Source organism: Aeromicrobium sp. HA (genome assembly GCF_027171405.1).
Taxonomy (GTDB): Bacteria; Actinomycetota; Actinomycetes; order Propionibacteriales; family Nocardioidaceae; genus Aeromicrobium; species Aeromicrobium tamlense.
The window spans coordinates 1725508-1742288 of the sequence record NZ_CP114372.1; the positions used below are offsets into that span (position 1 = coordinate 1725508).

16 protein-coding genes are annotated in these 16781 nt (G+C 73.9%); 5 read left to right on the forward strand and 11 right to left on the reverse strand.

Going from position 1 to position 16781, the window contains the following annotated elements:
- Nucleotides 1-158: 158 nt before the first annotated feature.
- Nucleotides 159-1277, forward strand: coding sequence for a PheS-related mystery ligase SrmL (srmL, locus tag O3S82_RS08450; RefSeq protein ID WP_442864722.1), 1119 nt, complete (start codon nucleotides 159-161; stop codon nucleotides 1275-1277).
- Nucleotides 1278-1326: 49 nt separating this feature from the next.
- On the opposite strand, the gene O3S82_RS08455 is transcribed toward srmL, so the two are convergent.
- Both O3S82_RS08455 and O3S82_RS08460 read right to left on the reverse strand, forming a co-directional pair.
- Nucleotides 1327-2142 (reverse strand): ABC transporter permease, encoded by an 816-nt coding sequence (locus O3S82_RS08455; protein ID WP_179424422.1) that lies wholly within the window; start codon nucleotides 2140-2142, stop codon nucleotides 1327-1329.
- Nucleotides 2139-3059, reverse strand: coding sequence for an ABC transporter ATP-binding protein (locus tag O3S82_RS08460; RefSeq protein WP_269306988.1), 921 nt, complete (start codon nucleotides 3057-3059; stop codon nucleotides 2139-2141). The genes O3S82_RS08455 and O3S82_RS08460 overlap by 4 nt, the downstream gene beginning before the upstream one ends.
- Before the next feature lie 138 nt (nucleotides 3060-3197).
- Here O3S82_RS08460 and O3S82_RS08465 point away from each other — a divergent pair, with 138 nt between their 5' ends.
- Together O3S82_RS08465 and O3S82_RS08470 are read left to right on the forward strand one after the other, a co-directional pair.
- Complete coding sequence (locus O3S82_RS08465) at nucleotides 3198-3779, forward strand: QsdR family transcriptional regulator (protein ID WP_179424420.1); 582 nt, start codon at nucleotides 3198-3200, stop codon at nucleotides 3777-3779.
- A gap of 233 nt (nucleotides 3780-4012) precedes the next feature.
- Nucleotides 4013-5131, forward strand: a complete 1119-nt coding sequence (locus O3S82_RS08470; protein ID WP_269306992.1) for an alpha/beta hydrolase fold domain-containing protein — start codon at nucleotides 4013-4015, stop codon at nucleotides 5129-5131.
- On the opposite strand, the gene O3S82_RS08475 is transcribed toward O3S82_RS08470, so the two are convergent.
- Nucleotides 5118-5867 carry a gamma-glutamyl-gamma-aminobutyrate hydrolase family protein gene (locus O3S82_RS08475; RefSeq protein WP_269306994.1) on the reverse strand — a complete coding sequence of 250 codons (750 nt, stop codon included), beginning with the start codon at nucleotides 5865-5867 and terminating at the stop codon, nucleotides 5118-5120. The genes O3S82_RS08470 and O3S82_RS08475 overlap by 14 nt on opposite strands.
- Nucleotides 5868-5900: 33 nt before the next feature.
- Between O3S82_RS08475 and O3S82_RS08480 the strand changes: the two genes are divergently transcribed.
- A complete protein-coding gene (locus O3S82_RS08480) occupies nucleotides 5901-7397 on the forward strand; it encodes a cobyric acid synthase (protein ID WP_269306996.1) in 1497 nt (498 codons plus the stop codon).
- Nucleotides 7394-8134, forward strand: coding sequence for a cobalt-precorrin-6A reductase (locus O3S82_RS08485; protein WP_269306998.1), 741 nt, complete (start codon nucleotides 7394-7396; stop codon nucleotides 8132-8134). The genes O3S82_RS08480 and O3S82_RS08485 overlap by 4 nt, the downstream gene beginning before the upstream one ends.
- Here the strand turns inward: O3S82_RS08485 and O3S82_RS08490 are convergent.
- From O3S82_RS08490 to O3S82_RS08525, 8 genes are all read right to left on the reverse strand, one after another.
- Nucleotides 8073-9032: a cobalamin biosynthesis protein gene (locus O3S82_RS08490; RefSeq protein WP_269307000.1), complete on the reverse strand. Its 960-nt coding sequence runs from the start codon at nucleotides 9030-9032 to the stop codon at nucleotides 8073-8075. The genes O3S82_RS08485 and O3S82_RS08490 overlap by 62 nt on opposite strands.
- Nucleotides 9029-9838, reverse strand: coding sequence for a CbtA family protein (locus O3S82_RS08495; protein ID WP_269307002.1), 810 nt, complete (start codon nucleotides 9836-9838; stop codon nucleotides 9029-9031). Before O3S82_RS08495 ends, O3S82_RS08490 begins: the two co-directional genes overlap by 4 nt.
- Before the next feature lie 125 nt (nucleotides 9839-9963).
- Nucleotides 9964-10173 carry a CbtB domain-containing protein gene (locus O3S82_RS08500; protein ID WP_179424414.1) on the reverse strand — a complete coding sequence of 70 codons (210 nt, stop codon included), beginning with the start codon at nucleotides 10171-10173 and terminating at the stop codon, nucleotides 9964-9966.
- Between the two features lie 104 nt (nucleotides 10174-10277).
- Nucleotides 10278-10760, reverse strand: a complete 483-nt coding sequence (locus O3S82_RS08505; RefSeq protein WP_269307004.1) for a histidine phosphatase family protein — start codon at nucleotides 10758-10760, stop codon at nucleotides 10278-10280.
- A complete protein-coding gene (gene cobA / locus O3S82_RS08510; RefSeq protein WP_223303294.1) occupies nucleotides 10757-11518 on the reverse strand; it encodes a uroporphyrinogen-III C-methyltransferase in 762 nt (253 codons plus the stop codon). The genes O3S82_RS08505 and cobA overlap by 4 nt, the downstream gene beginning before the upstream one ends.
- A 203-nt stretch (nucleotides 11519-11721) precedes the next feature.
- Nucleotides 11722-14139 (reverse strand): cobyrinate a,c-diamide synthase, encoded by a 2418-nt coding sequence (locus O3S82_RS08515; RefSeq protein ID WP_331283486.1) that lies wholly within the window; start codon nucleotides 14137-14139, stop codon nucleotides 11722-11724.
- A complete protein-coding gene (gene cobO / locus O3S82_RS08520; RefSeq protein WP_179424410.1) occupies nucleotides 14136-14750 on the reverse strand; it encodes a cob(I)yrinic acid a,c-diamide adenosyltransferase in 615 nt (204 codons plus the stop codon). Before cobO ends, O3S82_RS08515 begins: the two co-directional genes overlap by 4 nt.
- 1 nt (nucleotide 14751) lies before the next feature.
- Complete coding sequence (locus tag O3S82_RS08525; RefSeq protein ID WP_269307009.1) at nucleotides 14752-16758, reverse strand: VWA domain-containing protein; 2007 nt, start codon at nucleotides 16756-16758, stop codon at nucleotides 14752-14754.
- Between the last annotated feature and the right edge of the window lie 23 nt (nucleotides 16759-16781).

Genomic DNA, 16781 nt, shown 5'->3' on the forward strand with positions numbered 1-16781 from the left:
GCTGGCGTCGTGCACAGGCATCAGCGATTTCGCGACCCCCGGCCGGGTGAAGGCCGCGGGGTCGTCGACGCGCGCTCGTAGCGCCGCAGGTCTCCGCAGGCACGGCCGGGGGGAAGCTCCGCTCCTTCGACCACCTGCAACCTTTTGGAGACCTCCTCATGTCGCACGCCGACCACCTCACCCCTGACCAGCTCTGCCGCGCACTGAACCTGCGCGACCTCACCGATCCCGCTCAAGGTGAGCACGTCATGCAGACTCTCCTCGCATCCGTCGTGGATGCGCTGGAGTCCGCGTGGGGTGCCTCCGTCCGCCACGTACGTCACTCGCCGATCGTGCCCGTCCGCGAGAACTACGACCGCCTGGGCTACCACCACGACGACGTCACCCGCGCCCGTCGCTACACCCGCTACGTCAGTCCCACGGTGATGCTCCGCAGCCACACGAGCGCTGAGCTGCCCGCCGCCCTCGAGGAGTACGCGGGACGTCGTGAGGTCGACGAGCTGATCGTGGCGCCGGGCCTCGTCTACCGGCGTGACGCCGTGGACCGCAGCCACGTGGGAGAACCGCACCAGGTCGATCTCTGGCGCATCCGCAGCACGCCTGCCACGAGCGATGAGGACATGCTCAGCATGATCAGCCGCGTCGTCGAGACGGTGCTCCCGGGCGCCGCGTGGAGGACGACCGACGCCTCGCACCCCTACACGGTGGGCGGCCGGCAGATCGACGTCCTGCACGAGGGCGCATGGCTCGAGCTCGCCGAGTGCGGACGCATCCATCCCGAGATGCTGCGCGGCTCCGGTCTCGACCCGGGCCGGTGGTCCGGTCTGGCGCTCGGCATGGGGTTGGAGCGGGCGCTGATGCTGCGCAAGGGCATCCCCGACATTCGCTACCTCCGGGCGGAGGATCCGCGCATCGCCGCCCAGATGCGGACCCTGGCGCCGTGGCAGCACGTCTCGCTGCTGCCGGCGACGCGGCGCGACATCTCGGTGGTGGTCGGTGCGGAGGAGGACGAGGAGACGCTGGGCGACCGCATCCGGATCGCGCTGGGCGACGACGCGGACGTCGTCGAGTCCATCGACGTCCTCGGTCGCACGACGCACGAGGAGCTGACCGGGCCGGCACGCGCTCGGCTCGGCACCCGGGGCGGCCAGGTCAATCTGCTGCTGCGCATCGTGCTCCGCCCCATCGACCGCACCCTCACCTCGGACCAGGCCAATGCGATGCGCAACGTGATCTATCGGGCCGTCCACGAAGGACCCGTGATGGAGCTGATCTGAGCCCCGGGAAGGGCCCCGGGCGGACACCCGGGGCCCTCGCCTCAGCGACTCACTTCACCTCGGAGCGCAGCAGCGCCCGCGTCCCCAGGGCCAGCGGGACCACCAGCCACAGCAGGGCCGAGGTGCCGAGCTGGGCCCACATCTCTCCGGTCAGCTTGTTGTCGAAGAGCTGCATCGTGGCCCAGTTGAGGTCGAGCCACGGGCCGTGCTCGGCCCACCACTGCTGCGTGCTGGCCAGGGCGCTCGAGGCGCCGGGCAGCACGAGCGAGTACACGAAGTACGCGACGATCGCGCCGGGGGAGTTCCGCAGGACGATGCCCAGCATCAGGCCCATCAGCATCCCGATCTCGTTCGCAAGGACGATCTGGGAGAACTCGCGGATCGAGACGTCCCACACCGGGTCGACGCCAGCGATCGCGGAGCCGACGAGGTTGCCGACGACGCCGGCCGCGCCCGCGATGAGCATCGAGACGACGCCGATGACGACCGTCATGAGGGCCTTCGCCGTCAGGACGCGCCCACGATGGGGGACGAGCGTGAACGTCGTCAGCGCGGTGCGCTGGCTCCACTCGCTGGAGACCGCGAGGATCGCGATCATCGGCAGGATGACCGTCATCGGGAAGCCGACGGCGCTCGCGAAGTGCTCGTACGACAGGTTCTCGCTGTCCACGAAGATCAGCGTCGCGACGGTGGCGACGATCGACAGCAGGACGACGCTGGCCATGAGCCAGAAGCCCGAGCGCGTGTCGAACATCTTGCGCAGCTCGACGCGCAGGATCCGGGCGAACGGCGTCCGGGCGGGGACCGGGCGCGCCGGGCGGCTCGCGGCCACGCCGGCCGCGGCGGGGGTGATGGTGGTGCTCATGCTGCTGCTCCTTCGGAACGATGCTGGACGCGGTCGCGCTGGGTCTCCGCGGTCAGGGAGAGGAACATCTCCTCCAGGCGGGCGCCGTCGGCGGCCCGCAGCTCCAGGACGGGGATGCCGGCCGCGAAGGCCGCGTTCCCGACGCTGGTCAGGTCGGACTCCGCGAGCACCGCTCCCTCGGTGGTGGGCCGAGCCGCGATGCCGGCCGTCTGCAGCGCGGCCGCCAGCGCGGCGCCGTCGGCGGCGCGGACCAGGGTGCCCGCGCTGGCCAGCAGCTCCTCCTTCGAGCCCTGCGCGACGATCCGCCCGTTGCCGATGACGACGAGGTCGTCGGCGATGACCTCGATCTCGTGCAGCAGGTGGGACGAGAGCAGCACCGTGCCGCCGTCGTCCGCGAAGCCGCGGAGCAGGTCGCGCATCCAGCGGATGCCGGCCGGGTCGAGGCCGTTGGCGGGCTCGTCGAGGATCAGCACCTCGGGGTCGCCCAGCAGCGCGGTGGCGATGCCGAGGCGCTGACGCATGCCGAGGGAGTAGTTGCGGACGCGACGGCCGGCCTCGACGGGCGTCAGGCTGACGCGCTGGAGCATCTCGTCGACGCGGGTGCGGGGCAGGCCCATGGTCATGGCGGCGATCGTGAGGATCTCGCGACCGGTGCGGCCCGCGTGCTGGGCGGAGGCGTCGAGCAGGACGCCGACCTCGCGTCCCGGGTCGGGGAGGTCGCTGAACCGGCGACCGAGGACGTGGACGTCGCCACTGGACGGCGGGGTGAGCCCCACCATCACTCGCATCGTCGTGGACTTGCCGGCGCCGTTGGGGCCGAGGAAGCCCGTGACACGGCCGGGACGGGCCGTGAAGGACACGTCGTCCACGGCGGTGTGACCGCCGTAGGACTTCGAGAGGGAATCGACTGTGATCATGAGGCCCAGCGTCGTGCCGCGAGGCCTCCCGGCACATCGGGCCCGTCCCCGGACGAACCCCTGACCGCACCCCGAGTCGTGCTCAGGGTCCCGGCCGCCTGCGCTCAGGGTGCGCGTCGCGCCGCTAGGGTGCGGGGCATGAAGGGACGCGAGGACGCCGAGGGTCCGCGGGCGCGACCGACGAAGGCTGATGCGTACCGGCTCGGCCGCCGGGCCTACCTGAACGGCGAGGGACTCGACCTCGGCCGGATGGCGGCCGAGCTCGGTGTGAACCGGGTGACGCTCTACCGCTGGGTGGGCACCAAGGAGCAGATGCTGGTCGACGTGACCTGGCAGCTGACCGAGCTGACGATGCGCCAGGAGTGGGAGGCGGCCCGCGACGTGCCCGGCCCGCGGGTCCCGCTCGTGCTGGGCGGGTTCCTGCGCGCGATGTTCTCCTGGCCCGAGGTCCGTCGCTTCAACGAGGAGAACAACGCGTTCCTCATGCGGGTGATGACCACGGCCGACTACGGCTTCCACGCACGCTTCGTCGACGCCGTCCGCGCATACGTCGAGGTCGACGTCGCGGAGGGTCGCACCACCGACTCGGTGCCGGCCCACGACCTGGCCTACGCGTGCGTGCGGCTCGTGGAGTCCTACGTCTACCTGCCGACGATCACGGGCGCACCGCCCGCACCCGAGGCGGCACAGCGCGTGCTGGAGGCCCTGCTCCGGCCGTGACTCCGCCCGCTCGACCTCCGGGACCGCTGCTCGAGCGGTGAGTGGTCAACCCCTCCCGCGGCGGTCCGGTGCCTCCTCAACCTCTGACGGGTCCGTTGAGGTTGAGGACTCACCGCTCCACCCCGGGGTGAGGTTGAGGACTCACCGCCCAGATGTAACAAAGGGGTTGTCATGTTGCATTGTCGGTCCTAGGATCCGATCCAAACGTGACCCACGCCACAAAGGTGCCCGCCATGACCGTGACCCCCGAACGCTCCACCTACACCCCTCCCGGCCGCCTCGGCGACGAGTCCAGCGGTCCGCGGACGGACCCGCGCTTCTCGCCCGCCATGGTCGAGGCGCTCGCGACCTTCGGCCTGGACGAGGTGGCCGCTGCACCGCCGGTCTCGGCGAGCGACGACCTGCCGACCGTCCTGGCCGCCGTGGGCGCGTCCCACGACGGCTTCCAGGCCGTCTACGACTCCATCGCCCTGGACCTGCCCACGGACCGCGACGACGTCGAGATCTCGACCGAGACGATCCTCGGGGTCGACGGCAACGAGATCACGCTGCACGTCTTCCGGCCCGCCGGGGTGGAGGGCGTGCTGCCCGGCCTGGTCTACACGCACGGCGGCGGCATGACGATCCTCACCACCGACAACCGCGTCCACCGCCGCTGGTGCACGGATCTCGCGGCCGCCGGCTCCGTCGTGGTGATGGTGGACTTCCGCAACGCCTGGACCGCCGAGGGACACCACCCCTTCCCGTCCGGGGTCGAGGACTGCCTCGCGGCCGTGCTGTGGGTCGACGAGCACCGGGAGTCGCTGGGCCTGTCCGGCGTCGTCGTGCAGGGCGAGTCGGGAGGAGGCAACCTCGCGATCGCCACGACGCTGCTGGCGAAGCGACGCGGCCGCCTCGACGCCATCGACGGCGTCTACGCGAGCATCCCGTACATCAGCGGCGGCTACGCCTGGGACCACGAGCGCCGCCTCACCGAGCTCCCGTCGCTCGTCGAGAACGACGGGTACTTCATCGAGAACGGCGGCATGGCGCTGCTGGTGCGGGCCTACGACCCCACCGGCGAGCATGCCGAGGACCCCATCGCGTGGCCGTACTTCGCCTCCGAGGACGAGCTGCGCGGACTGCCGCCGTTCGTGGTCGCGGTCAACGAGCTCGACCCGCTGCGCGACGAGGGCATCGCCTTCGCGCGAAGGCTGGCGCGGGCGGGCGTCGACGTGGCGGCTCGCGTCAACATCGGGCTCGTGCACGGCGCCGACGTCATCTTCCGGCACTGGCTGCCGGCCGCTCTGGAGTCGACCGTGCGCGACGTGGCCGGGTTCGCCGCCGACCGGGCGCGCCTCAGGCGACCGTAGTCAGCGAGCCGTCGTCGAGCTGCGACGCGAGGCGCAGGAGCAGCGGCGCCAGCTGGGCGTCGGCGGTCTGCGGGTGCTCCGGGTGCCACTGCACGCCGGTGAGGGGCGCCGTCTCGTGCACGACGGCCTCGACGACGGCGTCCGCGGCGAGGGCGGCGACCACCAGGCCGTCGCCGAGCCGGTCGACCGCCTGGTGGTGGGTGCAGCGGACGTCCTCGCGGGCGTCCACGACGGTGGCGAGCGACGCGTCCGTGACGGTCACGCGGTTGCGGACGAAGTGGTCGTCGCCGGTGGCGCGGTGCCCCGCGCTGGTGGGGAGGTGCTGGACGAGAGTGCCGCCCAGCGCGACGTTCATGATCTGCAGCCCGCGGCAGATGCCCAGCAGGGGAGTGCCGGTCTCGATGCAGGCGCGCACGGCGTCGAGGTGAGCGAGGTCGGCCAGCGGCTCGTGGTGGCCGGAGCCGGGGTACGTGCTGGGGCCGCCGTAGAGCGCCGGGTCGACGTCCTCGCCGCCCATCACGACCACGGCGTCGGCCCGCGCGACCAGTGCGGCGGTGACCGAGCGGTCGACCTCGGCCGACGCCACGGGGACGACCTCCCAGCCCAGCTGCTCGGCCACCCGGACGGTGGGCGCGTTGAGCGCATCGAGGGCGACCTGGAAGTCAGGTGCTGCGGGTCGCGAGGTGCGCAGGTGCAGCATCGCCAGGAGCGGCTTCGAGGTGGGGGAACCGGTCACGAACACAGCGTAGGCCTCCGCGATACTGGAGCCGTGCACCCCGAGCCCCGCCGCAGCGCCCGGATCCTGGTGGCCGGGACCACGTCCGACGCGGGCAAGAGCCTCGTGACCACGGCCCTGTGCCGGGCCTTCGCCCGACGCGGCCTGCGCGTGGCGCCGTACAAGGCGCAGAACATGTCGAACAACTCGATGGTGTGTGCCGACGGCGCCGAGATCGGGCGCGCGCAGTGGGTCCAGGCCCTCGCCGCCGGCGCCGAGCCCGAGGCCGCGATGAACCCCGTCCTGCTCAAGCCGGGCGGCGACCGCCGCAGCCACGTGGTCGTGATGGGCGAGCCCGCCGGCGAGATCAGCAGCCGCGAGTTCATCGGCGGCCGCACCCACCTGGCCACAGCCGCCCACGCCGCGTTCGACGACCTCGCGTCGCGGTTCGACGTCGTGGTGGCCGAGGGTGCCGGCAGTCCGGCCGAGATCAACCTGCGCGCCGGTGACTACGTCAACATGGGCCTGGCCCGGCACGCCGACATGCCCGTCGTGGTCGTGGGCGACATCGACCGCGGTGGCGTCTTCGCCGCGTTCTACGGCACCGTGGCCCTGCTCGAGCCCGCCGACCAGGTGCTCGTCGCCGGCTTCGTGGTCAACAAGTTCCGCGGCGACGAGTCACTCCTCGCGCCCGGCCTGCGGCAGCTGGAGGACCTGTCCGGCCGACGGGTCCTCGGCACCCTGCCGTGGAGCCCCGACGTGTGGCTGGACTCCGAGGACGCCCTCGACCTCGAAGGGCGCCGGACCAGCGCCGAGGGCGCGTTGCGCGTCGCGGTGATCCGGCTGCCCCGGATCAGCAACTTCACCGACGTGGACGCGCTCGGCCTCGAGCCCGACGTCGACGTGGTGTTCACCGCCGATCCGCGCGACCTCGCCGACGCCGACCTCGTGGTGCTTCCCGGCACGCGGGCGACGGTCTCCGACCTCGCCTGGCTGCGGATGCGCGGCCTCGATCGCGCGATCACGCGCCACGCCGAGTCGGGCCGCGCCGTCCTGGGCATCTGCGGCGGATTCCAGATGCTCGGCCGTCACGTGCACGACCCCGAGGGAGTGGAGGCGGGCGAGCCGACCAGCGTCGCGGGACTGGGGCTGCTTCCCGTCGAGACGACGTTCGCAGCCGAGAAGACACTGCGACTGCCCGAGGGCGAGGCGCTGGGCGCCGCCGCCGGTGGCTACGAGATCCACCACGGCCGGATCAGCCGCGACGCGGGCGCGGAGGAGTTCCTCGGCGGTGCGCGCGTCGGCGCGGTGCTGGGCACGATGTGGCACGGGAGCCTGGAGTCCGACGACCTCCGGACCGCGGTCCTCGACCTCGCGGCACGATCGCGCGGCGGCTCGTTCAGCGCCTCGGGCGTCAGCTTCGCGGCCGCGCGCGAGGACCGACTCGACCTCCTCGGCGACCTCGCCGAGCAGCACCTCGACGTCGACGCGCTGCTCCAGCTCGCGCAGCAGGGCGCGCCCGCCGTGCCCACGATCGGACCGCACGCGTGAGGGTCCTCGTGCTGGGCGGCACGCGGGAGGCCCGCGCCCTGGCCGAGCTGCTGGTGCAGGACGGCGACGACGTCGTGACGTCGCTGGCCGGCCGGGTGGCCCGTCCGCGACTGCCCGTGGGCGAGGTCCGCATCGGCGGCTTCGGCGGGATCGACGGGCTGGCCTCGCACCTGCGCGACGCAAGGGTGGACGTCGTGGTGGACGCCACCCACCCGTTCGCCGAGAACATCAGCGGCAACGCCGCGGCCGCGTGCGAGCGCACTGACGTCCCGCTCGTGCGTCTCGAGCGTCCGGGCTGGTCGGAGCGGGCGGACGCCGGCGCGTGGCACTGGGTCGACGACCACGACGAGGCCGCCCGAGTGACGGCCACGCTCGGCGAGCGCCCGTTCCTGACCGTGGGCCGTCAGTCCCTGCACCGCTTCGTCGAGCCGCTGCGTGACCTCGCCTGTGTGGTGCGCGTCGTCGACCCGCCCGAGATCGAGCTGCCCGCGTCGTGGACGCTCGTCCAGAGCCGCGGTCCGTACACCCTCGAGCACGAGCGCGAGGCGATGACCGGGGCCGACGTGCTGGTCACGAAGGACTCGGGCGGCTCCCACACCGAGGCCAAGCTGGACGTCGCCGCCGAGCGCGGGGTCCCCGTGGTGGTGGTGCGTCGCGCCGGGGCGCCGGAAGGCGTCAGCGTCGTGCGCGACGCCGCGGCTGCCCGCGCCTGGGTGCGAGCGCGAGCAGCACGCTGACGCAGGCCGAGGCCCACGCCACCGCGGTGGCGAGCCGCGTCGCGCGGGGGAGGTCGGCCACGTCGGGAGCGGGCCCGTCGCCCATCCGCGCCCGGTCCTCGAGCCGTCCGGCGTAGTCGTTGACGCCACCCAGCGTCACCCCGAGCGCTCCGGCGAAGGCCGCCTCGACCGGTCCGGCGTTCGGGCTCGGGTGGCTCCGGGCGTCGCGCCGCCAGGCCGTCCACGCGTCCGCGGGACGCCCATCGACGACCGGTGCGAGCACCACCGCGAGTGCCGCGGAGACCCGCGCCGGGACTAGGTTCGCGACGTCGTCCACCCGCGCGCTGGCCCAGCCGAACCGCTCGTAGCGCGGGCTGCGGTGGCCCACCATCGCGTCGAGCGTGTTGACCGCCCGGTAGCCGACGAGGCCCGGCACCCCGAGCGCCGCGCCCCACAGGAGCGGCGCGACGACGGCGTCGGAGGTGTTCTCCGCCAACGACTCCACGGCCGCGCGGCTCACGCCGTCCGCGTCGAGTCCGCTCGGGTCGCGGCCCACCAGGTGCGTCACCTGACGCCGTGCCGCCGCGAGGTCGTCGCGCTCCAGCTGCGCCGCGATGGTCTCGCCCTCGCGCACGAGTGACCGGCCACCGAGGACCGCCCACGTGGCCGCGGACGTCAGCAGGACGCGCTGCCACGGACGGCGACACACCCGCTCCGCGGCGACCGCCCCGACGACGAGCGGGCCGACGACGGCGGCGTGGTGCACCACCCCGGCGACGCGGTGGTCGCGATGAGTCACCCGCTCCACCGTGGCGGCGAACCGGCCGAGTCCCGCGACGGGGTGAAGCCGGGCGGGGTCGCCCAGTGCCCGGTCAAGGAGGAAGCCGAGGAGGATCCCGGCGGCGCGCGCCCGGCTCACAGGGCCGCGGCCGCCTCGCGACGACGCCGGTCGTGCATGGCACGGTCGGCGTCGCGTCCCACGAGACCGGTGAGGACGACTCCGAGGACCGCCCAGAGCACGGCGACGGTGACGAGCGACTCGCGGCGGAAGTACCAGAGCGTGTCGGCCGGGAAGTCGCCCACCTCGTCGACCGTCGGCAGCGCCAGCCCGACGGCCACGACCACCACGAGGTAGCCCAGGGCGCCAAGGACGACCGCCTCGAAGCCGCCGAGTCGGTCGGCCAGGCGACGGGCGACGACGACGGCGACGATCGCCGCGACGAGGCTGACGGCCCAGAAGCCGAAGTAGAGAGCGGTGCGCTCTCCGATCGTGTCGCCGCTGCCGACGGCAGGTGGCGTCGACGGGTACTTCAGGAACGGCACGAGACCGGTGGCCACGAAGCCGACGAGGGCGACGACCGCGGTGGACCCCCGAGGGCCGAGCGAGCCCAGACGTCCCAGGGCGAAAGCGGCCGCGAGCGCCGTGGCGCCGCCGAGCACGGTGCCCAGCAGGATCGTGCCGGTGGCCAGCCCCCACGTGGACTGCGTGCCGCGCGAGACCTCGGCCTCCTCGCCGTGGCTGTGGCCTTCGGCCTCGTCGTCGTGGGCGTGCGGGGCGGTGTCGCCGTCGTGACCGTGCTCGGCGGGCCCGGCCGAGGCGGTCTCCTCCAGCGCGATGGCGGCGTCGATCTGGGGCTCGGCGACGACGTGGGCGACGAGGAAGGCCGCGAAGCCGGCGACGAGACCGGCGATCAGGCCGTGGACCAGGAAGGTGCGAGGGTTCATGAGGGTTCCGTTCGTGGACCGGTCGCGGCGGCACGGGTCGCCGCGACCGGTGGAGCTGGGTGGATCCGGGAGAGGTCCCGGTGGGCGCCCGGGCGAGAGCCGGGCGAGGAGGACGCGCGAGCGCGTCAGTGGCAGGGGTAGCCCATGACGTGACGTGCGTCGTGGACCCACTCGTGCACCAGCGTTCCCTCGAGGACCGAGAACGCACCCTGCTCGGCGCCCACGAAGAACAGGACCACGACGGTGAGCAGGGAGAAGAAGACCGTCCAGGGCGCGAGGGCCGTGACGGGAATCTGCGGAAGGGCGGCGGGAACGGCCGCGGTTGCCTGAGGCATGTGACACTCCTTGGGGATGCTGCGTCCCATCGATGGATGTTTCGCCCGGCTGGAGGGTCTGGCTCCGCCCCAAGGGGCGTCACAGTAGCGCGACTGCGCCGGAATCACACCGGCTTCCTGTCAGCAAGGCGTGACGAGGCTAGCAGCCCCGGGGGACCCTCGACCAGAGGGTCCGTGACGTGGACCTGCGCGTTCTGCGGGACGGCGCACGGCACCCCCGTCAGCTGCTCGACCGCGATCGCGATGGTGTCGCCGTGGCTCACGACCAGCAGTCCGTCGCCGCGCTCGTGGAGCAGATCGGCGAGGCGGGAGCGGACGGACTCGACGGTCTCGTCCCGTCCGCGCTCGACGAGCCGGTCGTCCAGCTCGACCGGGAGACCGAGTACCTCGGCGACGATCTCAGCGGTCTCCACCGCACGCTGAGCGGGGGAGGACAGCAGCATCCACACGGGCGCGCCCTGCAGCCGGTCTGCGGCGTCACGCGCCTGGCGTCGTCCGGTCTCGGTCAGGGGTGGGGTGGGGTTGCCGTACTGGAGCCGGCCCGCGGCGTTCCAGGTCGACTCGCCGTGCCGCAGCCAACAGATCACGGCTCGAGCGCCGCCACGTGACCGATCACCGCGACGGCCGGTGCCCCGATCCCTGCGGTCGCGGCGTCGGACGCCGCCTTCGCGAGGGTGGTGCGCAGGCTGCGCTGGCCGGCCAGGCTGGCGTCCGCGACGAGCGCGCACGGCGTGCCGCCGTCGAGTCCCGCGTCCAGGAGCGCCTCGGTGATCGCGGGGAGCGTGCGCACGCCCATCAGGACGACGAGCGTGGTGCCCGAGCGGGCGAGCGCCGCGTAGTCGATCGTCGAGTCGGGGTGGCCCGGCGGCACGTGGCCGGAGATCACGGTGAAGCCCTGGACGAGTCCGCGGTGCGTCACCGGGACGCCGGCGAGCTCGGGCGCCGCGACGCTGGAGGTGACGCCGGGAATGACGGTCGTGGCGATGCCGGCGGCGGCACAGGCCTGGACCTCCTCGAAGCCGCGGCCGAACACGTACGAGTCGCCGCCCTTGAGCCGGACGACGTGGCGCCCGGCCGTGGCGTGGTCGACCAGGATCCGGTTGATCTCGTCCTGGCTGGTCGACCGTCCGAAGGGGATCTTCGAGACGTCGACGACCTCGGCGTGGGCGGGCGCCCAGGCGAGGGCCTCCCACGGCGCCAGCCGGTCGGCGACCACGACGTCGGCGGTCTCGATCGCGGCGCGTCCGGCGACCGTGACCAGACCGGGATCGCCGGGTCCGGCGCCGACGAGGGTGACGCGACCGGTCGTCGCACCGGCGGACTCGCGGGCGACCGGCCTCGCCAGGTGGCGGACGACGAGGTCGAACGAGCCCTCGTCGACCTCGTCGCGCGTCCAGCGCAGGTGGCCGCGCTGCGCCAGGTCCTCGAGGGCGGTGCAGACGGAAGGAGCGCGCACCGTGACGGACGCGCCGTCGCCGAGGAGGCTCGCGACGGTGGGGACGGCATGCTCGGCGCCCTCGAGGACGAGGACGGACAGGCCGGTGGCGTTCAGGTGCATGCGGTGTGGACTCCCCACGTGGTGAGCAGGTGGCGGGTGACGGAGGGCTCGCGGACGGCGAGGCGCACCCAGCCGTCGTCGAGGCCCGGGAAGGTGTCGGCGCGGCGCACGGCGATCCCCGCCCCGCGCAGGCGTGCGTGGGCTCCCGTCCCGGCGCGGGCCAGGACGAACGGGCCGGAGGACGCCGCGGTGGGCACACCGAGCTCGGCCAGCCCCTCGACGAGGACGCGACGGTGCACCTCCACCTGGCGGGCGCGCCCGTAGGTCTCGGCCGCGGCCTGCGGCCCGGTGGCGGCCACGACGGCGTGCAGCGCGGGCGTGCTGACCGACCACGGAGCCTGCTGGACCCGCAGGTCGGCGACGACGGTGGCGTCCCCGACGACGTAGCCCGCGCGGATGCCCGGCATCGACCAGAGCTTGGTGAGGCTGCGCACGACCAGCAGGCCGGGAACGCGGTGCGCAGCCAGGCTCTGCGTCTCGCCCGGGACGAAGTCCATGAACGCCTCGTCGACCACGACGACGCGACCCGGACGGCACAGTGCGCGCAGCACGGCGGCCGGATGGAGGCGTCCGGTCGGGTTCGTGGGATTGCCCACGACGACGAGGTCGGCGTCCTCGGGCACGTCCTCGGGGACGAGGGCGAAGTCGTCCTCGGCACGGCACACGACGTGCGTGACGTCGTGCCCGGCGGAGCGCAGCGCCACGTCCGGCTCGGTGAACTGGGGGTGGACCACGACAGGTCGACGCCACGGGCGCGCGCGAGCCATCAGCAGGAACGCCTCTGCCGCGCCGGCCGTGACGAGCACGTCGTCGATCCCGCGCCCGTGACGACGGGCGACCGCCGCGTGGGCCGCGGTCGCGTCGGGGTAGGAGGTCGACGCGGCGACGCCCTCCGCCAGGGCACGTTCCAGCCAGTCCGGGCGGGGGAGCCGGCTCACGTTGACGGCGAGGTCGACGAGGCCGTCGCCCAGCTCCGCGTCGCCGTGGTGGCGCAGCGGGTCGTCGAGGCGCTCGGTCGTCGCGGGCTCCTGCGGCAGCACGTCGACCGCCACGGCGCCCGTGTGGGGACCGGCCGCCGCCACCGCCCCGGCGAAGGACTGCGCGAGCTGCGGGTGACCGGCCCAGTGCAGGTGCAGGTACGAGGCGCTGAGCGTGGTCCCCGCGAAGCCGACCTCGCTCCCGTCGACGGACCACGCCGGTCGGTCGCCGTGCACGGGCGTCACGGTCGTGCGATGGAACTCGTGCGCGGTGGCCTCGGTGCCGGCGGCGCCCAGGAGCTGATCGCCGTGGAGGGTGGGACGCCGGTACGACAGCGTGAGGCGGGGCGTCATGACGGCGTCCGCGTCGAGTGCGCCCACCATCGGGTGACCGTCCACCGAGCGGCAGAGGTACAGCAGGCCGGCGCACTCGGCCACCGTCGGCACGCCGTCCAGGACCGCCTCGCGCAGGTCCGCGCGCAGGCTCGTGTTCGCGCTGAGGGCGGCGGCGTGCACCTCGGGGAAGCCGCCACCGAGGTAGATCCCGCGCGTGCCGTCGGGCAGGCGTCGGTCGTGGGCCGGGTCGAACGGGACGACGGTGCAGCCGGCGGCCTCGAGCAGCTCGGTGGTCTCGGCGTAGCGGAACGTGAAGGCCCGACCGGCCGCGACGGCGACGACGGGCGAGTTGTCCGCGACCCGCATGACGTGGTCCGCGGGACTCCACGGGTCCTCGGTCAGCGCGGGAGCCGTCCGCGCGACGTCGAGCACCGCGTCGAGGTCGATGCCCGCGGTCACCTGCTCGGCGAGGCGGTCGAGTGCGGCTGCGGCCTCGTCGCGCTCCGCCGCGGGCACCAGCCCGAGGTGGCGCGAGGGAGCGCTGACGCCCTGGTCGCGACCCAGCACGCCGAGGACGGGGACTCCCGTGCGCTCGACGGCCCGCACGACCTCGGTGGCGTGCCGCGACGATCCTGCCTTGTTCAGCACGACGCCCGCGATGGTCACGCCGGGCTCGAAGGTGGCCATCCCGTGGACGACGGCGCCGATGCTGCGCGACGCGTGCGAGACGTCGACCACCAGGACGACGGGCGTCCGGGTGAGCGCGGCGACGTGGGCCGAGGAGGCGAAGCCGTCGCCACCGATCTGGCCGTCGAACAGCCCCATCACGCCCTCGACGACGGCGAGGTCGGCCCCGCGCGCGCCGTGGAGCAGGAGCGGGACCATGAGGGACGGATCGGTCAGGTGCGGGTCGAGGTTGCGGCCGGGACGGCCGGTCGCGAGCGCGTGGTAGCCGGGGTCGATGTAGTCGGGGCCCACCTTGTGGCCGGAGACGACGTGCCCGCGGGCGGCGAGCGCGGCCATCAGGCCGGTCGCGATCGTCGTCTTGCCGTGCCCCGACGCCGGGGCTGCCACGAGGACCCGTGGCAGGGTCACCACTCGATGCCTCGCTGACCCTTCTGGCCCACGTCCATGGGGTGCTTCACGTGGGTCATCTCGGTCACGAGGTCGGCGACCTCCACCAGCCGGGCGTCGGCACGGCGTCCGGTGACCACGACGTGCTGGCTGCCGGGACGGTTCGCGAGCGTCTCGACGACGTCGTCGACGTCCACCCAGCCCCACTGCATCGGGTAGGTGAACTCGTCGAGGACGTAGAGCCGGTGCCGCTCGGCCCGGATCCGGCGCTTGACCTCGGCCCAGCCCTCGGCGGCGTCCGCGGCGTGGTCGGCCTCGGTGCCGCCCTTGCGGCTCCAGGACCAGCCCGAGCCCATCTTGTGCCACTCGACCGGTCCTCCCTCGCCGGTCTCCTCGTGGAGTCGGGCGAGGCGCTCGAGCACGGTCTGCTCGCCGATGCGCCACTTCGCGGACTTCACGAACTGGAAGACGCCGATGTCCCAGCCCTGGTTCCAGCCGCGGATGGCGAGGCCGAACGCGGCCGTCGACTTCCCCTTCCCGTTCCCGGTGTGGACCATCAGCAGCGGCCGGTTGCGGCGCTGGCGGGTGGTGAGGCCGTCGTCCGGGACGACCAGGGGCTGACCCTGCGGCATGTCAGGCCACCCCCTCGCGCGGCGCGGTGGCCGCGTGGACGACGCCGGTGAGGCCGTCGGCGGTCACCTCGCCCAGCGGCACGTGCTCGGCCTGCAGGTGGGTGGCGAGCTCGACTCCGAGCCCGAGCCGGAAGCGCCCCGACTCGCAGTCCACGACCACGCTCTGGATCCCGGCCGCGGCGACGTGGCGGGCGGCGTGGTGGGCCCGGGCGAGGGCATTCGGGCCGGACGTGGCGCGGCCGTCCGTGACGACCACGAGCAGAGGACGGCGGGACGGGTCGCGCAGCGCCTCGCGGCGGACGACCTCGGCGGACCGGTGCAGCCCTTCGGCCAGTGGCGTGCGGCCGCCGGCTGGCAGGTCCGCGAGCCGGCGGGACGCCACCTCGACCGACCCGGTGGGCGGCAGGACGATCTCGGCGTCGTGCTGGCGGAACGTCACGAGGGCGACCTTGTCGCGGCGGCGGTACGCGTCCAGCAGCAGTGACAGCACCGCGGTCTTGACCTGCTCCATCCGGCGGCGCGCGGCCATCGACCCGGAGGCGTCCACGCACAGCAGCACGAGGTTCGACTCCTGGCCGACGGTCTCGGCGCGGCGCACGTCGGAGATGTCGAGCGCGAGTCCCCGGCCGTCGACGAGTCCCCGGCGGGCGAGCTGGTGCGGAGCCGCGGCGGCGATCGTCGCGGGCAGGTGGAGCCGGCCGGTGGGCTCGCCGTCGTGCCGGACGCCGGCGACACGCCCCTGCGCGGTGCGAGCGCGCGAGCGGCGCCCGGACTGGCCCTCGCCCGTGCCGCGGACCACGAGCAGCCGGGCCCGGCTGGGCTCGCCGGCGGACGCCACCGAGCCGGCACCGGCCGGCGCGGGACGGCGCTCGTCGTCGGGCGACTCGGAGCTCTCCTGCGGGGGAGTCTCGGGTGGGGTGCCGTCGGACGGGGAGTCGTCGGAGCCGCCGTCGCCACCGGGGCCGTCGTCGTCCGGCCCGTCCGGACCGGGGTCGGGCTCGTCGGAGCCGAGCAGGTCGTCGAGGCGGTCCTCGTCCAGGCCCGGCTCGTCGAACGGGTTGCGCCGGCGGCGGTGGGGGAGAGCGAGGCGCGCGGCGACCCGGACGTCCTCGCGGGTCACCTGCGTGCGGCCCTGCCATGCCGCGTGGGCTGCGGCCGTGCGGGCGGTCACGAGGTCGGCGCGCAGTCCGTCCACGTCGAACGCGGCGCAGATCTCGGCGATCGTGGTGAGGGTCTCGTCGTCGAGGACGACGTCGCGGACCCGCCCCTGGGCGTCGGCGAGGCGAGTGCGGAGCAGCTCCTGCTCGGCGGCCCAGCGCCCCGCGAAGCCCTCGGGGTCGGTGTCGAACGCCAGCCGGCGGCGCACCACCTCGACCCGTAGGGCGGGATCGCGCGGCGCGGCCACCTCGACCGTGAGGCCGAACCGGTCGAGCAGCTGCGGGCGCAGCTCACCCTCCTCGGGGTTCATGGTGCCGATCAGCACGAACCGCGAGGCGTGCTCGGCGGAGACGCCGTCGCGCTCGATGCTGACGCGGCCGGTGGCGGCGGCGTCCAACAGCAGGTCGACGAGGTGGTCGTGCAGCAGGTTGACCTCGTCGACGTAGAGCAGGCCGCGGTGGGCGCGGGCGAGCAGGCCGGGCTCGAGCTCGACGCGGCCGTCGCGCAGGGCGGAGTCGAGCTTGAGCGATCCGGTGACCCGGTCGTCGCTCGCACCCACGGGCAGCTCGACCAGCCGCACCGGGCGCTCGACGACCGGCGTCACGGCGCCGAACGGACCGTCGGGCGAGACGGCGTCGGGGTCCGCGGGATCGATCGAGAACCGATCACCGTCATAGGCGCGCACCGGGGGCAGCACCTCGGCGAGGCCGCGGACCGTGGTGGTCTTGGCGGTGCCCTTCTCCCCGCGGACCAGGACGCCGCCGATGAGCGGGTCGATCGCGACCAGGGTGAGGGCGAGGGTCATGTCGTCGGAGCCGACGACGGCACAAAACGGATACTGCGCTGGCATGTAGGGCTCCCGCTCGATCTGCC